This window comes from Pseudomonas sp. LS2P72, assembly GCF_054897865.1.
On record NZ_CM142708.1, the window covers coordinates 4,453,223 to 4,470,029 of the forward strand.

A 16,807-nucleotide genomic window follows, 5' to 3' on the forward strand; every position below is an offset into this window, starting at 1 on the left:
CATCGAGTGGAGTTATCCAGTCAGGCAACGATAGTCCTCGCCGGCAAATGCGCCACCACCGTTTGGCTGACGTGAACCCCTTATCGCCCTTGACCCTGTGGCCATCGGCTGCGAGAGTTCTACCCGCGCAAACCCGATGCCCACAGGATCAACGAACACATGGACCGCCACCTGATTGCCGTCAGCGACGTCATCGAACCTGAAGTCGAGCGCGTACTCAGCGCCGGGCTGAGTGCCTTCAATGATCAGATGACCGGGAACAACGACCGCCAGTCGCTGGCGGTCACGGTCCGCGATCCGGATACCCATCAGGTGCTGGGCGGTATTACCGGGCGTACGTCGCTCGGTCTGCTGTTTCTTGATTTGTTCTACTTGCCCGAGTCACTGCGTGGCTCCGGGCTTGGTTCTCGACTGCTTAAAGCGTACGAGGACGAAGGCCGTCGTCGCGGTTGCCGCTCGGCGGTGCTCTATACCCTCAGTTTCCAGGCCCCGCAGTTCTACGAAAAGCACGGCTGGCAGCGCTTCGGGGAAGTGCCTTGCGACCCGCCAGGCACGAGTCGGGTGTTCATGAGCAAGGCGCTGTGAATGAGCCTGTCTGCAGCCGATCAATCCGCCGATCGCTGCGCTTGAGTAAAACGTATCGCCCTGCGCCGGCCCAGCTAAGATTTACGGAGGGTGAACCTTATCCCCGGATTCCCGGTCGATACATGCAACCTGACTTGGTTTGCCGACACCCCCAATTGAAGGGGTGATAACTGGCTTGCTTCACTTTTTGGAGAACGCCCCCGTGATATCGACCCTACACATCGCCAGGCTCAAAGCTTGGGGCGCCCATGGTTTTACCGCCACCGGCGTGGTCACTGCCTTCCTCGCGACCCTCGCCCTGCTGGAAAACCAGGCCACAAACTGCCTGCTGTGGCTGGGCGTCGCCCTGATCGTCGATGGGCTGGATGGCGCGTTGGCACGCAAGGTCAATGTCCAGTCGGTACTGCCAAGTTTCGATGGCTCGATCCTCGATCTGGTCATCGACTACCTGACATATGTGTTTATCCCCGCACTGTTCATTTATCGTTACATCCCCTTGCCGGACTACACGCTGCTGCTGTCCGTTTCGCTGATTCTGGTCTCGTCGCTGTTTTGCTTCTGCAACGTCAACATGAAGAGCAAGGACAACTATTTCCAGGGCTTCCCCGCCGCCTGGAACGTGGTCGCTCTGTGCCTGTACATCATCGCCCCATCGCCGTGGATCACTTTTCTCACCATTATCGGCCTGGCGCTGTTGACCGTGACCCGGATGAAGTTCCTCCACCCGTTCCGCGTGCGCAAGTTCATGCCGATCAACATTGCGGTTACGGCCATCTGGCTGCTGTGCAGCCTCTCGCTGGTGGTCAACCATCCGGTGATCAACCCGCTGGTGATGGGGCTTTGGCTACTGATGTCGGCTTACTTCCTGGGGATCTGCATCTGGCGCACGGCGCTGGAGTGGTTCGAAAACTCGCGGGGATAAGGGAACACATCGAGCATGCCCATCCATATCGTGCGCCTCGGTTCACCGCGCACAGCCAATGAAGGCTTGCGCCTGGGCACGGTGCGTCGTCCGCCGCGTGGCGTGCCGAAAGCCGAGTTCGCCAGTCGTGATTTTTATGACGTGTGGCGGCCGCTGCTGTCTCCCAGTGCAGAACTGGTCGCAGAAGCCAAAGCGGCGGAAGACGCCAAGGCGTGGGAAGCCTTCAAGCGCAAGTTCAAGATCGAAATGAACCATCCGGCGCCCAGCCAATTACTCGATTTGTTGGCGGCGTTGTCCCATCAAACGTCACTGACAATTGGCTGTTATTGCGAAGATGAAGCGCATTGCCATCGGTCGGTATTGCGGGAGCTGTTAAAGGAGCGTGGTGCGCAGCTCAAATAGTCGCTCAACATCAAGCAAAAGGATTTCGGTAGGACACAAGGATGAGGCCTTCAAATGAACAACCAGATTCGACTCGCCACACCTGACGATGCGGCAGCCATCAGCCAGGTCATCATTCAATCGCTACGCCAGTCCAATGCCCTGGATTACCCGCCCGACGTCATCACCCAGGTAGAGAAAAGCTTTTCTACCGAGGCCATCCGCGCCTTGTTGAGCCAACGCCAGGTCTTTGTCGCCACCATCGATAAGCGTGTCGTCGCCACGGCCAGTCTTGATCAAGACGTTGTGCGCAGCGTATTCGTTGACCCTGGCCATCAGGGGCGCGGACTCGGCAGGCAGTTGATGGCGACCCTTCAATCTGTCGCCGAGTGCGCAAAAATCGAGGTACTGCGCGTTCCCTCCTCCATTACCGCGGAAGCCTTTTACTTCAAGTTGGGTTATCGAAAAATTCGCGACGAGTTTCACGGGGCCGAGCGCACGATCATTATGGAGCGGCGTTTGACGCCCGTTGTCGACGGCTGACATTCAAAATAAGCCGGATTTCAATGGCTTATACGTAATTGGCTTGGGTATCTGAGGCAACACGGCCCTGCTTCCTGCAAGCCGGGTCCAGAAAACCGAGCAAGGCCTGGCGGGTGTCATGCATGGCCGCCGAGTGTTCCATATCGAGGAAATGCCCGGTGTTCTTGATGGTATGGAATCGGGACTGAGGGGCGTGATCGGCAAAAATCCTGGCGTCTTCGACCGAGGTGTACTCATCCCATTCGCCGTTGATAAAGAGCAGCGGGATTTCGATGGCGTTGGCACACGCGACATAGCAATGGGTGTCTTGGGTCAGCACTTCATTGACGTGAAAATGCATCTGCCGGTACTCGTGCTCGTCCAGGCTTCTGACATGGCGGTCATTAAAGCGTTTGAACAGCGATGGCAGGTGCTTGCCGATCGTGCTGTTGATCAAGCGACCGACATTGAGACGGTCGCAAGCCTGGAGATGGTTCAAGCCGCTCTCCAGGTAATCGCGCATCGGTGCATTGATCCGCGCGGCGAATGAACTGATTACCGCTTTCTCGATTCGTCGCGGCTGCTGGGCCAGCGCCAGCAAAGTGGCCGCACCGCCCCAGGAAAAGGACAGCACGTGGTGCGCACCAAAGTGTTCGATCAATTCCAGCAGTATCGCGGCCTCGTCTTCCTTTCGGATCGGTTGGCCATGGAAGTTGTGTTCTCTGGACTGACCGGCGTAGGGCTGGTCGTAGAGAACTACATTGAAACGTGGTTGCAGGTAACGCACCGTTTGAGCAAAGGATGCTGTCGTTGCCAGTGAGCCGTTGACCAGAATGATGGTCTTGTCCGCTGCGGTGTTGAGATAGTGCTCGGTATGAACCTTGTACTTCCCGCAGATCTCTACGATGGCAGTTTTCCGCATCATGTTACTTTCTTCCTTGTACCAGTTTGAGCTAAGCGCACAGCATGACGGTGCCCGGATGGCTGCCGTGACCGACAAGTCACGGATCGACCATTGATTCACAGTTAAGCAGGGATTTGCCCGTCTGCAAGAACGCAGACGTGTTAGTGCGGATGCGGTCGCGCTGCTGGCGACATTGGCCTTTGCAGCCATCCTCAAGGCATCGTCATTCACGAGCGGCACGAACCTTCCCGCTAAAGACCTTGAAGCCGTACGTTTTGTAGAGCCGGATACAGCCGAAGGCAGTTGTTCACCTCCGGCCGCCATCAATCGCTACACGGTCGATTGCACAACCGCCGCTTGCCGTCCCTTGAACGCCAGCGAAAAACAGAAAAAAACCGCCAACGCAAACCCGGCCGGGAACAACCAGATGCTTTTCCAGTCATGGCTGTCCGCCAACGCGTAGTGATCGGTCACCTGCCCGGCGACCCAGAAGCCGATCAGCATGCCCAGGCCGTAGGTCGCCAGGGTAATCAGGCCCTGGGCGGAGCTTCTGAAGTGTTCCGAGGCTTTGGCATCGGTGTAGATCTGGCCCGAGACGAAGAAGAAGTCGTAGCAGATGCCGTGCAGGGCGATGCCGGTGAACAGCATAAAGGCCAGGTCGCCATTGTTACCGTAGGCGAACAACAGGTAGCGCAAGGCCCACGCCAGCATCCCCACCAAGAGCGCGATTTTGATGCCGAAGCGCTGAATGAACAGCGGCAGGAGCAGCATGAACAGCACTTCCGAGACCTGACCGACAGCCATTTTTGCCGTGGGGTTGGTCATGCCGAGGTCCGCCAGAAACGGATTGGCATTCTGGTAATAAAACGCCAGCGGAATGCAGATCAGAATGGAGGCGATGAAGAACACCAGGTAGCTGCGGTCTTTGAGCAAGCCCAAGGCGTCCAGCCCGAGCATTTGCTTGAGGCCACCGCTGCCCGACTCTGGCTTCAGGGGTGCGGTGCGCGGCAAGGTGAAGCTGTAAAGGCCCAGAACCAGAGAAGCAATCGCCGACATCAGAAAGGTATTGCGTAACCCGCCTGATGAAATTGCGGCTTGAGAGTCCCAGGCAAACACAAAGCTGATGACCACACCAGCCACGATCCAACCGAGGGTGCCCCACATGCGGATACGGGAAAACTCCAGGGCCGGGTCACTCATTTGCCGGAACGCGACGGAGTTCACCAGTGCCAGGGTCGGCATGTAGATCATCATGTAGGCCAGCACGAATGGATAAAAGGTGCTGAAGTCAGGCGCTCGATAAAGCTGATACAGCAACACGGCGCCCACCAGGTGCAGCACCGCGAGGATGCGCTCGGCATTGAAGAAACGGTCGGCGATCAAACCGATCACAAACGGCGCGATGATCGCGCCCCAGGATTGTGTCGAGAATGCCATGCCGATCTGCCCGCCGCTGGCGCCCAGATTACTGGCGAGGAATGTACCGAGGGTGACGAACCATCCGCCCCAGATAAAGAATTGCAGAAACATCATGGCGCTTAATCGCGCGGTCATCAGGGTCATAACAGTCACCGTCTTATTGTTTTTCTTTTTGGAGAGAGGAACGAACAACGTTTTATTCAGGCATCGGGCAAACCCAGCAGTCGACGATTGAAACCTTCGTCGGAGGTCACGCTGGCGAAGTCGTCGAACGCCTTTTGTGTCTTGGTGATCATGTGCTGCTCAATGAACGCGGCTCCTTGCGCGGCACCCTGTGCCGAATCCTTCAAGCAACACTCCCACTCCAGCACGGCCCAACCGGCAAAGTCGTATTGGGTCAGTTTGCTGAAGATCGATTTGAAGTCGATCTGGCCATCGCCCAGAGAACGGAAGCGGCCCGGTCGGTCGACCCATGCCTGATACCCGCCATAGACACCCGAACGCGCATCGGGCCGGAACTCGGCGTCCTTGACGTGGAACATGCGGATGCGGTCGTGGTAGCGATCGATGAAACCCAGGTAATCCATTTGCTGGAGCAACAGATGACTTGGGTCATACAGAATGGCGGCGCGTGGATGATGATCGACAGCCTCCAGAAAACGCTCGAACGAGGCGCCGTCGTGCAAGTCTTCGCCTGGGTGGATCTCGTAGCACAGGTCGACGCCGGCCTCTTCGAAACACTGGAGGATCGGCAACCAGCGCTTGGCCAGTTCTGCAAAACCCTGTTCGACCAAACCGCTCGGCCGTTGCGGCCAAGGGTAGAGATACGGCCAGAGCAGCGCGCCGGAAAAGGTCGCATGGGCCTTCAACCCCAACCGCTGACTGGCGCGGGCCGCCAGCTTCAATTGGTCGATGGCCCATTCGGTCCGCGCCTGCGGTTGACCGCGTAAATGTGCCGGCGCAAAGTCATCGAACAAGGCATCGAACGCCGGATGCACCGCGACCAGTTGGCCCTGCAAGTGCGTCGACAGCTCACTGATTTCGACGCCCGCCTGAGCACAGATGGCTTTCAATTCGTCGCAGTAATCCTGACTGTCGGCGGCGCGCGCCAAGTCGATGTATTGCGTGCCCAACGTGGGTAACTGAATGGCCTTGTACCCTTGGGACGCCGCCCAACGAGCAATATTGGCCAGCGTATCGAATGGCGCTTCAGCGGCCATGAACTGCGCCAGGAAAATACCTGGTCCGCGCAGGCCTGTCGGGGATGGGGGCGTAGGGTTCACGGGGGGATTCTCCGGGTTCATGGATGGCAGACCAGTTCGGTCCACTTGGTGTCGCCACGATGGTTGGCGATCACGGTTTCGATGAAGGCCATGCCGCGCAATCCCACTTCGATGCCTGGCACACCGGGGGCATCGTTGCCTTCGATGTTGCTGCGTATAGCGCTGGCAAAGTCGCCGTAGAGGTTGGCCATGGCCTCCAGATAGCCTTCGGGATGTCCGGCGGGCAGCCGCATGCGTCGGGTCGCGGCTTCGCACAACCAGGGTTGACCGACACCGGAACGCAGGATGCGCAATGGTTGATCGATGGAGCGATGAATCAGGCTCGACGGTTCTTCCTGACGCCATTCCAGCCCGCCCTTGTCGCCGTAAACGCGGATCTTCAACGGGTTCTCTTCGCCAGCGCAGACCTGGCTGGCGATCAATACACCGCTCGCGCCGTCGGCCATCTTGAACAGCATCGCGGCGTCGTCGTCCAGTTGCCGGCTTGCAAGGTGCGTATTCAACATCGCACACAGGTGCTTGATCGGTTGGTCTGCCACGAATTCGGCCAATGAAAAGGCATGGGTGCCGATGTCGCCAATGCAGCCTCCCAGCCCCGACTGTTCGGGTTGATCGCGCCAGCCCGCCTGCTTGTTGCCCTGCCCGGCCACATCCTGACTCAACCAGCCTTGGGGATACTCGACGATGACCTTGCGCACCGTACCGATCACACCGTCGCGGACCATTTCCCGAGCCTGCCAGACCATCGGATAACCCAGGTAGGTGTGGGCCAATCCATAGAGGCGGTCGCTGGTCTCCAACAGCTTTTTGAGGGGTAACAGTTCGGACAGATTCAGCGCCGCGGGTTTCTCGCTGAACACATGGAAACCTGCCCGCAGCGCTTGGCTGGCAATCGGCGCATGCAAGTGATTGGGGGTGACAATGACCAGCAACTCCATGCGTTGATCAGCGGGTAGCGCGCGCTCAGCATCGAGCATTCGCTGCCAGTCGCTGTAGCAGCGGGAAGCGGGCAATCCGAGCGCCGCGCCCGTGTCCTGATTGTTGCTGGCATCTCGGCTGAACGCACCGCACACCAGTTCAAAACGACCATCGAGGCCGGCGGCCTGACGATGGGCTTTGCCGATGAAGGCACCCTCGCCGCCCCCGACAAACCCCATTCTTATTTTTGGCACTGGAACATTCATCGCAACTCTTCTCTGTTTGAGGCATAGACATTTACACATCTTTTTGGCCCAGTCCTGTAGCAGCTGCCGAGCCTGCGAGGCTGCGTTCGACTGCGAAGCAGTCGTCAAATCAGGTGGTGCATTTTTTCAGCCAGATCATGCACTCAGGTTTTACGACCGCTACGCGTTCGAACGCAGCTTCGCAGGCTCGGCAGCTGCTACGGACTTAGCCTTATCTAGATATCCATGCTGTTTGGGCGCTTAACCTCTGGATGATGTAACCGGTTACATCTTGGCGGAAATTTAGGCCCTGTTGTGCGAGGTGTCAAACCCCGGATTAATATCTATGAACATTTCAGGGCACGGCCGACTTGCGCTAAGCTCGCCAGCCGCACAGTTCGACAACGAGGTGGTCTTGTCCAATATCCGTGAAGTAGCCCGGCTTGCCGGTGTCTCGGTGGCCACGGTCTCCAGAACGCTGAAATCGCCTGAACGCGTGCTCCCCGACACGAGGGACAAGGTCAACGCCGCCGTGGAAAAGGCCGGTTATCGGCCGAACCTGATGGCGGTGCAGTTTCGCTCGCGCAGGACTGGCAATCTGGTGATTCTGGTCCCGGCCATCGCCAACACGTTTTTCGCCCGGGTGATCAGCGGTGCGCAACAGGCTGCCCAGGCCGCCGGGTACCGGCTTCTGCTGTGCGACACCCAGGGCCGTGAGGAAATCGAACGGGAATTCGCCGAGCTGGTGTACGCCCATCAGGCCGATGGCGTGATTCAACTGCGCGCCTACGACCCTTTTGAAGCGCCCTTCCCCACCGTCGAGTTACCGCCCGTCGTCAACGCCTGTGAAGTGATTCAAGGCGGCCGCCATCCCACGATCAGCCTCGACAACCGCGCAGCAGCCAAGGCCATGACCGAGCATTTGATAGAACTGGGCCACCGCCGGATTGGCCTGATCAAAGGGCCGAAAAGCAGCCCGCTGACCCGCGATCGTGTGGCCGGTTATCAGGACGCATTGCGCCAGGCCGGCATCGCGTCCGATCCCGCTCTGATCTGCCACGGTGATTTCAGTTTGAAGGCCGGTCATGACGGTGCAGCAGCGATGCTGCAGCTGACCGACCGTCCCACCGCGCTTTTTTGCGAAAACGATGAAATGGCCATCGGCGCGTTGAAACGAATCAAGCAGCAGGGCTTGCGGGTACCCGAGGATATTTCACTGGTAGGCTTCGACGACATTCCCTTCGCGGCGTATTGCGATCCCCCACTGACGACCATCGCGCAACCCGCCGAAGTCTTCGGTCAGAAAGCCGTCGAGATGCTGATTGCCTTGATTGAGAAGAAACCGATTGCACAGCGTCATGTGGTACTGCCGTTTGAGTTGACGTTGCGCAATAGCACGGCAGTGGTCAACGAGCGCTGAAAGATTTAGCCCGTCGGTTGCCGGTGAGAGGTGGGCCGACTCCCCAATTTTGATCAAGGTTGTTGAGCGGCGCTGTACCCATCTCCGATTTCCGGAGCACTCCTACTTGACGAGTCGCTTTTCCTTGGAAGGTCTGTAGCCGAAGTACGAGCTATAGCACTTGCTGAAATGGCTGGGCGATACAAAGCCACACGCAACCAACACGTCTACCTGGGACAGCTCGGTGTGCTGGAGCAACCGACGCGCCTCGGTAATCCGCAATTCCATGTAATACCGTTGCGGCGTTGTGCCCAGTTGCTCCTTGAACAAGCGCTCGAGTTGTCGACGCGAACGACCTGCGTATACGGCCAACTGCTCCAACTCCAGAGGCTCTTCGAGGTTGGCATCCATCAGCTTCACCACCTCGCGTAATGGCGCACTCACGCAGACATTTTCAGTCGGTTTTATCCGCCGATAACGCGACTCCTCGAAAGCCAGGATGTCCTCAATCCCTTCGACGAGGGCTTTGTCGTGCAAAACTTTGATCCAGTCCAGCGCCATGTGGAATGCCCCCGAGGGACTGGAAGCCGTGAGCCGATCTCGATCAATGACGTAGGGCTCACTGGTGACATGCGTCGCCTTGGAGATTTCCGCGAGCGCGGGGCGATGTTCGGGGTGAATCGCGCAACGATATCCGTCAAGCAAGCCTGCCCTTCCCAGGAACCATGCGCCATTCCACAACCCCGCCAGACCGACACCCTGGTCTGATGCAGCCCTCAACAGGGAGATGAGTTCATCCGTCGCTTTGAGTTCTGTCCTGTAGCCGCCACAAATGACCAGAAGATCCAGGTCCTGGATCACTGAACAATCGAAACGGGCATCTGGCCGAATGACCAGGCCCAGGTCACTGATGACTTCCTCATCGGTCAAGCCGAACGTTCGAGAAGAGAACAACCCGGGTCGCAGAAGATTCGCGGTGACAATCGTATCCAGTGCTTGCGTGAATGCGGGCAGCGAGAAATGTTCAAGCAACAGAAATCCTGCCCGGACCATTTGAGTTTTCTCGTTGGGGTTCTCATTCAGATAGCGGAGATTTTTCCCCTTCATGCCTCCGCTAAATTGGCGTCGCTCGATCAATGTTCGGCCTGCTCGGTTACGTAGCCCAACCTGTCGTTGGGTGCGTTGATAAACCTCAATGCTAACTGTAGAAGTTTCAAAACCACTAGCGCCATTTTGCGATTGATCAGGCCAGCTGTGCCTAAACGATGGCGGCATACCCATCGACACTATCGGGCCAACGGGTCAGCACCTCGAAGCCGTCGTCAGTGACCGCGACCATGTGCTCCCACTGAGCCGAGAGTGAGTGATCCTTGGTGACCACGGTCCAGCCATCAGCCAGGGTTTTCACATGGCGTTTGCCAGCGTTCAACATGGGTTCAATGGTGAAGATCATGCCGGCTTTCAGTTTCAGGCCCTGGCCCGGGAAGCCGTAGTGAAGGATCTGCGGCTCATCGTGATAAATCTTGCCGATACCGTGACCGCAGTATTCACGCACGACGCTGAATCCGTCTCTTTCGGCCACCGTCTGAATGGCATGGCCAATGTCACCCAAGGTAGCGCCGGGGCGGACGGCGCGAATACCGGCACACATCGCTTCATAGGTCGTCTCTGCCAGGCGTCGGGCATCCGGGCTGGGCTCACCCACGAAGTACATGCGACTGGTGTCGCCGTACCAACCCTCCTTGATAACGGCAATGTCGATATTGACGATGTCGCCATCCTTTAGTGGCGTAGCCGAAGGAATACCATGGCAGACCACTTGGTTGACCGATGTACACACGGTTTTCGGGAAACCGTGATAGCCGACATTGCCCGGAATGGCTTTCTGCACGTTGACAATGTAGTCGTGACAGAGCTGATCCAGTTCGTCGGTGGTGACCCCCGCTTTGACGTGGGGAGCAATCATGGCCAGCACCTCGGCGGCCAGCGTGCCCGCCGCACGAGACATGGCTATTTCTGCCGGGGTATTGAGCTTTACATTGGCCTTCATTGTTGGGCTCCTGATGTTGCATCAACCTGCGCGCTTTGCGAAACATCGGCGAGTGCGCAAAGCTGTTTTACATCGAGGCCGCCAGCCAGTTCGGCACGAATCAGCACGCGGCAGATGTCGCTGTGGTCCAGGTTGGGATGTAATTCCGCAAGCATCCCGATGCGCATCCAGTGCTCGGCTTGGGCGTTGATCGAGCGGCTCAACGCATCGCTGGCGACGCGCAGATTCTCGTGCATGGCTTCTGAAATTTTTACGATACCCACTGACAAATCCAATATGAAATGTATATGGATCGTATATTAATCGGTAGTTGTGTGAAATTGCAATTTCACGATTTGTAGCCACGCCTGAAGCACGCGGCGGCATAAAAAAATTACTGGGCGACTTGAAGTCCGACTTCAATAGCTGAGGGAATGAAGTGCTGAGCAATCATCGTTTGTACCCCTACTCGATGGTGCTCAGAATTCGTTGCGCAGACGTTAGCCGTTGTTCTTCCAATTGATCGAGTCAGTACCTGTCAGAAAGAGCGTCATTCACCCTTTCACACCGCACCATTCGACTCAGGAGATAACAATGAATAAAACCATTTCTCGTCGTAGCGGAGGTCAGATATTGGTGGATGCCTTACGCATCCATGGCGTCAAAAGAGCTTTTTGTGTTCCGGGAGAAAGCTACCTCGCGGTTCTCGATGCATTGCATGACGTGCAAGAAGAAATCGACCTGGTAGTGTGCCGCCAGGAAGGAGGTGCGGCCTATATGGCAGAAGCCTACGGCAAGCTCACTGGAGAGCCGGGCATCTGTTTCGTGACCCGAGGCCCGGGGGCAACGAACGCCTCGGTTGGGGTTCACACAGCGTTTCAGGATTCATCGCCGATGATTCTGTTCATCGGCCAGGTCGCTCGCGATCAGCAGTATCGCGAAGCCTTTCAGGAAGTTGATTTTCGCCAGATGTTTGGCCCCTTGGCGAAATGGGTCGTGCAAATAGACGACACCCGCAGAATTCCAGAACTGATCAGCCAGGCGTTCCATCGAGCGGTCAATGGCAGGCCTGGGCCTGTAGTGGTCGCACTGCCGGAAGACATGCTGACCGAAATGGCGGAAGTCAGTGATGCCGGGCCTTTCAAACGCGTATTGATGACCCCGGCAGCCGAGCAAATGGCCGCCATGCAGCAACTGCTTGAGCGGTCAGAGCGGCCATTGATGGTGCTGGGGGGCAGCGGTTGGGATACCGAGTCAGTGCACGACATCCGGCTTTTTGCTGAACAGCAAAATATCCCGGTTGCCGCCTCCTTTCGCTGCCAGGACCTGTTTGACAACCGACACCCGAACTATGTCGGCGATCTTGGTTTCGCCGCGTCAGCGCAGCTGTCCTCAGCGGTAAAAAACGCCGACCTGCTGTTGGTCGTGGGCTCCAGAATGGGTGAGGTTTCAACGGGTGGATATGCGGCCTTGGACATCCCGGTACCGAAGCAAACCTTGATCCATATTCACCAGGGCATCGAGGAACTGGGACGGGTTTACCAACCGGCGTTAGCGATCAACAGCAGCATGTCGAGCTTTGCCAAATCAGCCGCAAAGCTTCCAGCAATGACCAGCCCAATAAAGAGTGATTGGACGCGCACCCTCAACAAAAACTACCGCGAAAATCTGCAACACTCGCCCTCCCCAGGTGACGTCCAGATGGCCGAAATCATTGAGTGGTTGAATCGCAGACTTCCAGACGACGCGATCCTGACCAATGGCGCCGGAAACTATGCCGTCTGGCTTCAACGCTTCTATCAGTTCCGCCAATACCGCACCCAGCTAGGCCCTACCAATGGTTCCATGGGCTACGGCGTTCCTGCGGCAGTGGCCGCCAAACTGACGTGCCCGGACCGAGTGGTGGTTTCGTTTTCAGGGGATGGCTGCTTCTTGATGAACGGCCAGGAGATAGCGACTGCAGTGCAATATGGGGCCAATGTGGTTTTCGTTGTGATCAACAATGGAATGTACGGAACCATCAGAATGCATCAGGAACGCAATTACCCAGGACGCGTGTCAGGCACGGAATTGCGCAACCCGGATTTCGCCGCACTGGCCCAAGCCTATGGACTGCATGGCGAGGTGGTAACCGCCACGTCGGAATTTGCGCCAGCGTTTGAGCGCTGCCTTGAAATGTCCCGGCCATCCTTGATTGAGGTCAGAGTCGACCCTGAAGCATTGACGCCTCGACTCAGCCTGACTCAGATCAGAGAGCAATCAAGCAAGAAGTAACCCGTTTACTTAGTTTTGGGCGCCTGGCTCACGATTTACAAGGCGCCTTTTCTGATTCGTCCTCGCTGACCACTTCAGCGCAAAGCTGCTTGTGACTCGTGAGTTCATCGACCTGTCCCACCTACAACAGCAGTCGATCAATGGCCTGAACAGCATGCATCCGCAAAGACAAACCCTGCACAACGAACTGCACGCGCGCCCGTCACTGTATTTCGACGAGCCAGCCCATGTGTTTCATCTGGCCTTCCTTGGCGGGGTGCTGGAGTGCAATGCGCTGCTGGAGCGCTGCAGCCCTATTGCGATCGATCCTCATGCCGCCCAAGGCATCACCCAACTCGATGGCCACGCCCTGAAATGGGAGCGCCACGCCGAGTTCTTCACCCTGACCCTGGTGGTCACTTCATCCGGCGATGACCTGTCCTGGACATCGCTGCCCGAAGTGCTGGCGCAACAGGTCGAAGCGCATTTGCCGCAGTTGATCAACTCGGTGCAGATCGTCGTGCGTGGCGAAGCCGGGCTGGACCTCGCCGACTTCGGCTTCAAGGACCCGTGCGGTTCCTGCGTGGGCGGTGGCGATGCGGTGGTCTGGAGCGATTTTCGTCTCAGCGAGGACGGCAACAACCACATCCTGTTCATCAACCGGCGCCTCAACGCCTACCGCCAAGGACGGATGATCCGTCGCCTGCTGGAAATCGAGACCTACCGCATGATGGCCTCGCTGTCGTTGACCACGGCCAAGACCTTGAGCGCGCAACTCGATGTCTTTGACAGGACCTTGGTCACCCTCTCCGAGCGTAACGCCGACGCCGACAGCGGCAACGCGAAAGCCCTCCTGGCGGACATCTCCAACCTGTCCGCCCAAGTGGTCAGCAGCACCGCGAAAACCCGCCATCGTTTCAGTGCCACCCAGGCCTATGCGCAACTCGTGTACGAGCGCCTGGGCGAATTGCGGGAAAGCCACGTCGGCGATTGCCAGCGTCTCGGGGTGTTCATCGAACGCCGCTTCAAACCCACCGTCAGGTATTGCACCGCCACTGAACAACGCCTGGAACACCTGGCGAAAAGCGTAGCCAACCTGGGTGACCTGTTGCAGGCCCGGGTTCAGGTGGAAATGGAAGAACAGAACTCGGAAATTCTCAAAAGCCTGAACGCCCGCGCCGATGCCCAGATCAAGATCCAGCGCGCGGTGGAAGGTCTGTCGATTATCGCCATTACTTACTACCTGCTGAGCCTGCTCAAGCTTGGCTACTCAGGGATGCACCTGCTCGGCGTCGAGGTAGCCCCACGGGAGGCGATGCTGGCGATGACGCCCCTCGCGATCGCCATCCTTGCGCTGATTATTTTCCGCATAAAGAAGGTCAAAGAGCACTGATACGGTGAATAGCAGGCAGGCGCCATCGCTCATCAGGATGGGAACAGATCCAATGTGCGCTCAACCTCCTGAATGTCGATTTTGAAGCCATCGCCCTCTGGCGTTCCGACCACAAAGCCATAATTCTGGTTGTCGCGATCCGTCAGGTACTTGAAGTAGCTGACGAAACGGTTCGGTGGCTGCAGTACCAGCAACGAACCACCCTGCGGCAGTACATTGACACCATGTACAAGCTGGCTCCCTTCGACCCCCACCACGGTCCGCGCCCCGGCACACGTCGCCACTATGGTCGGGACATCGGTTTTCAAAGGATTGATTACGCGAAACCCCCTGGTCTTGCGCAGATGTTCAGCGAGCTCCATTTCATTGCGCAAAAAACGCAAGTCACCGTCGCCACCCCGGAGAATGAACACGCCAGGGTGAGTGTCATAGCTCACGTGCGACAGTAGCTTTTCACCCATGGCACGGAAACGTAAATGCCTGCTTTGATTGTTGCTCACATCGTCGAATAGCACGAGCTCACGAAAGAACGCACCGTTCAAGCGAAGCGGTTTCATGCCAAACCAGTCCTCATACGCGGGGGCCTGGGTAAATATGGGAAACCTTGCGGATGGCGCGGTGGTTACCGGGACGCCTTCGTCGCATGCCAATGAATAGGTCGGGCAATCTTCCATCAACCATGTCCCAAACCATGTGTTTCCATTTTGCGTGCAGTAGGCGGCACCGCGCTCGATCTCGTTTTCCACGAGAATTCGCGGAAACATACCAGGCTTGAGAGACAACCAGTGACTTGCATTGTTCTTGTAGAGCGCGCCATCGATCAGCCAGACATCCTTGATCAGGTAGCCACGTGTCTGGCCTTGTACTACGTCGCCCAGCCCTTCCATTGTGCGAGCGGGGTGCTCGAAAGGATAAAAGCGCTTCGCCTCCCATCCTGTCACACGGTCCATTTGATTGGGCAGGAAGAAAGCCGGTGGAGAATGCGATATCCCACCCGGAGCAATATCCCAGGTTTTCACCGCCAGGCTTTTTAAGCTGATCTCCGCCTTTCGTGCGAGTCTTTTTCTTGCCATATACCGGTAGGCGGCAAGGGTCCATTTTTTCCGATTGCCCGTGGTCGAAGTGCCAATTTGCGAGACATCGCTTTCCATGGAAGAGTCCTCCCTGCGGAACAGGGTCAATAGCCAGACGCGAAGCGCTCTGTTTATTTCAGTCGTGGACATTGCTCAGCTGGATGCAATCCTTTTCATAATGGGTGGGGTCTGCAAATTGGCGTAGCGACTACGCAAGGTTTCGAGAAACTGTTCGCCCGAGCTCTTGGCGCAATAAAGATAAATCTTGTGCAGCCCGCCAAATACCATTTCATGATAACGGCTGGCGACCTCCTCATCGCTTGGCCCGTCCGGCAAGCCAAGGTGAAGGGTCAATTCCTTTCCTTCGACAGCGAATAGCGGCGTGTCCCAAAGGAATTTGGCTGCCCCTGTCTTGGGCAGCCGGACAAACATGTAAGCGTGGTTTCCCAAAGAATCAATATCACCGCCACGCCTTCTTTTCCATTTCAGAAGTCCGTCATCCGGGCGTGCCAGGCAAAGACCGATATCGTAATAATCGAAGCCATTGTCTATCGCCCATTCAAGTGCCATGAAGGTGGTAATCGAGTTCACTTCACGCAGTCTTTTGGCATCTGAAAAAATCGCCTCGGTATATCCGAAACGTAGCGTGCTCCAGTAGCGTTTTCCGCCCCGGGTTATTACGCAGCCAAGGTGACATGCAACAACCTCGTCCTCCAGCATGATCAGGTCGAGCCGGCCGACAGTCTTGGCGATCCTGAAAACCTCCTGCGTGGCAAATTGCGCAGCGTGGATGCCTTGCCTTGCCGTGGCATAAGGTCGAAGCATTTCCCTGTCTGCCTTTTCAATGTCTTCATCCAACAGCGTCTGGACCATTCGGTAGCGCGGTCGGTTCTTGCGTATATTTCGACGCAATTCGCTATCGTATTTTGTGGTGATCTCCTCGATGGATCGCCCCAGCGGAACGACGGCGCTCAGATACAAGGGTACATACAAGGCTCCCGAGGTCGGCATTTCACTGACCACTACCAGATGACTCGACGCGCCGGGTTCCGGTTCGCTGTCGACCATAGGGGAATCACCTTGGGACTTCCCCCTTATGAGAAGCTTGGCCATCTCCCGCTTCTGTTTCCTTCCGATATAAAGGACTTCGTAAGGACTTTCGTTCTGCGCTCTGAACCTGGCAATCTCCCAGCGCCAGAAACAGGCACGTCCGAGGATGTCTCGCAACCAGTTTGAAGCGTTTCTAATCTCATACCGCGTTGAAGGAGATATGAGTTTCCTGACAACTGCCGCCACGTTCTCTTTCATTTCTTCGTCATCCTTTGAGCTTTCTTTTGGGTAAATCAGAAAAAGATCAAGGCGGAACTTCAAGAGGCGTGCTTAAACCTTGATATAAAAGACATATTTGACTAAGAACGCTCTCACGTTCAGTGACTAGTAAAGTTCAAGGTAGAGACTTTGCAAGCGACATGGGATGGCGC

At 56.9% G+C, this 16,807-nt stretch carries 16 protein-coding genes; 7 read left to right on the forward strand and 9 right to left on the reverse strand.

Translation table 11 applies throughout. The annotated features are described in order from the left end of the window. Positions 1–159: 159 nt before the first annotated feature. The 4 genes from ACYZUA_RS20330 to ACYZUA_RS20345 all read left to right on the forward strand — a co-directional run bounded on the left by ACYZUA_RS20330 (position 160) and on the right by ACYZUA_RS20345 (position 2,431). On the forward strand, positions 160–585 hold the full coding sequence (locus tag ACYZUA_RS20330) for a GNAT family N-acetyltransferase (protein ID WP_461960345.1): 426 nt from the start codon (positions 160–162) through the stop codon (positions 583–585). Positions 586–787: 202 nt separating this feature from the next. Next, positions 788–1,507, forward strand: a complete 720-nt coding sequence (gene pcsA / locus ACYZUA_RS20335) for a phosphatidylcholine synthase (RefSeq protein WP_056741835.1) — start codon at positions 788–790, stop codon at positions 1,505–1,507. 15 nt (positions 1,508–1,522) lie between these two features. Further along, positions 1,523–1,909 carry a DUF488 domain-containing protein gene (locus tag ACYZUA_RS20340; protein WP_461960346.1) on the forward strand — a complete coding sequence of 129 codons (387 nt, stop codon included), beginning with the start codon at positions 1,523–1,525 and terminating at the stop codon, positions 1,907–1,909. A gap of 54 nt (positions 1,910–1,963) precedes the next feature. Beyond that, positions 1,964–2,431 carry a GNAT family N-acetyltransferase gene (locus ACYZUA_RS20345; protein WP_461960347.1) on the forward strand — a complete coding sequence of 156 codons (468 nt, stop codon included), beginning with the start codon at positions 1,964–1,966 and terminating at the stop codon, positions 2,429–2,431. A gap of 28 nt (positions 2,432–2,459) precedes the next feature. On the opposite strand, the gene ACYZUA_RS20350 is transcribed toward ACYZUA_RS20345, so the two are convergent. The 4 genes from ACYZUA_RS20350 to ACYZUA_RS20365 form a co-directional block, all read right to left on the reverse strand. Next, a complete protein-coding gene (locus ACYZUA_RS20350; RefSeq protein ID WP_461960348.1) occupies positions 2,460–3,335 on the reverse strand; it encodes an alpha/beta fold hydrolase in 876 nt (291 codons plus the stop codon). A 309-nt stretch (positions 3,336–3,644) separates the two neighbouring features. Further along, complete coding sequence (locus tag ACYZUA_RS20355; RefSeq protein WP_461960349.1) at positions 3,645–4,877, reverse strand: nucleoside permease; 1,233 nt, start codon at positions 4,875–4,877, stop codon at positions 3,645–3,647. Positions 4,878–4,933: 56 nt separating this feature from the next. Continuing rightward, a complete protein-coding gene (locus ACYZUA_RS20360; protein ID WP_461964059.1) occupies positions 4,934–6,037 on the reverse strand; it encodes a sugar phosphate isomerase/epimerase family protein in 1,104 nt (367 codons plus the stop codon). After that, positions 6,034–7,200 carry a Gfo/Idh/MocA family protein gene (locus ACYZUA_RS20365; protein WP_461960350.1) on the reverse strand — a complete coding sequence of 389 codons (1,167 nt, stop codon included), beginning with the start codon at positions 7,198–7,200 and terminating at the stop codon, positions 6,034–6,036. The genes ACYZUA_RS20360 and ACYZUA_RS20365 overlap by 4 nt, the downstream gene beginning before the upstream one ends. A 394-nt stretch (positions 7,201–7,594) precedes the next feature. Here ACYZUA_RS20365 and ACYZUA_RS20370 point away from each other — a divergent pair, with 394 nt between their 5' ends. Beyond that, a complete protein-coding gene (locus tag ACYZUA_RS20370) occupies positions 7,595–8,599 on the forward strand; it encodes a LacI family DNA-binding transcriptional regulator (RefSeq protein WP_461960351.1) in 1,005 nt (334 codons plus the stop codon). Positions 8,600–8,701: 102 nt separating this feature from the next. On the opposite strand, the gene ACYZUA_RS20375 is transcribed toward ACYZUA_RS20370, so the two are convergent. The 3 genes from ACYZUA_RS20375 to ACYZUA_RS20385 all read right to left on the reverse strand — a co-directional run bounded on the left by ACYZUA_RS20375 (position 8,702) and on the right by ACYZUA_RS20385 (position 10,891). Then, the gene (locus ACYZUA_RS20375; protein ID WP_461960352.1) at positions 8,702–9,715 is read right to left on the reverse strand and encodes a GlxA family transcriptional regulator; all 1,014 of its coding nucleotides are present in this window, start codon (positions 9,713–9,715) and stop codon (positions 8,702–8,704) included. 121 nt (positions 9,716–9,836) lie between these two features. After that, on the reverse strand, positions 9,837–10,628 hold the full coding sequence (map, locus tag ACYZUA_RS20380; protein WP_461960353.1) for a type I methionyl aminopeptidase: 792 nt from the start codon (positions 10,626–10,628) through the stop codon (positions 9,837–9,839). Further along, positions 10,625–10,891, reverse strand: coding sequence for a ParD-like family protein (locus tag ACYZUA_RS20385; RefSeq protein ID WP_461960354.1), 267 nt, complete (start codon positions 10,889–10,891; stop codon positions 10,625–10,627). Before ACYZUA_RS20385 ends, map begins: the two co-directional genes overlap by 4 nt. A 310-nt stretch (positions 10,892–11,201) precedes the next feature. On the opposite strand from ACYZUA_RS20385, the gene ACYZUA_RS20390 reads away from it, so the two are divergent. Next, on the forward strand, positions 11,202–12,881 hold the full coding sequence (locus tag ACYZUA_RS20390; RefSeq protein ID WP_461960355.1) for a thiamine pyrophosphate-binding protein: 1,680 nt from the start codon (positions 11,202–11,204) through the stop codon (positions 12,879–12,881). Positions 12,882–13,035: 154 nt separating this feature from the next. Next, a complete protein-coding gene (locus tag ACYZUA_RS20395; protein ID WP_461964061.1) occupies positions 13,036–14,253 on the forward strand; it encodes a DUF3422 domain-containing protein in 1,218 nt (405 codons plus the stop codon). 32 nt (positions 14,254–14,285) lie between these two features. Here the strand turns inward: ACYZUA_RS20395 and ACYZUA_RS20400 are convergent, their stop codons facing one another. Then, complete coding sequence (locus ACYZUA_RS20400) at positions 14,286–15,404, reverse strand: glycosyltransferase 61 family protein (protein ID WP_461960356.1); 1,119 nt, start codon at positions 15,402–15,404, stop codon at positions 14,286–14,288. 75 nt (positions 15,405–15,479) lie between these two features. Beyond that, complete coding sequence (locus ACYZUA_RS20405) at positions 15,480–16,634, reverse strand: hypothetical protein (RefSeq protein WP_461960357.1); 1,155 nt, start codon at positions 16,632–16,634, stop codon at positions 15,480–15,482. Positions 16,635–16,807: the final 173 nt, after the last annotated feature.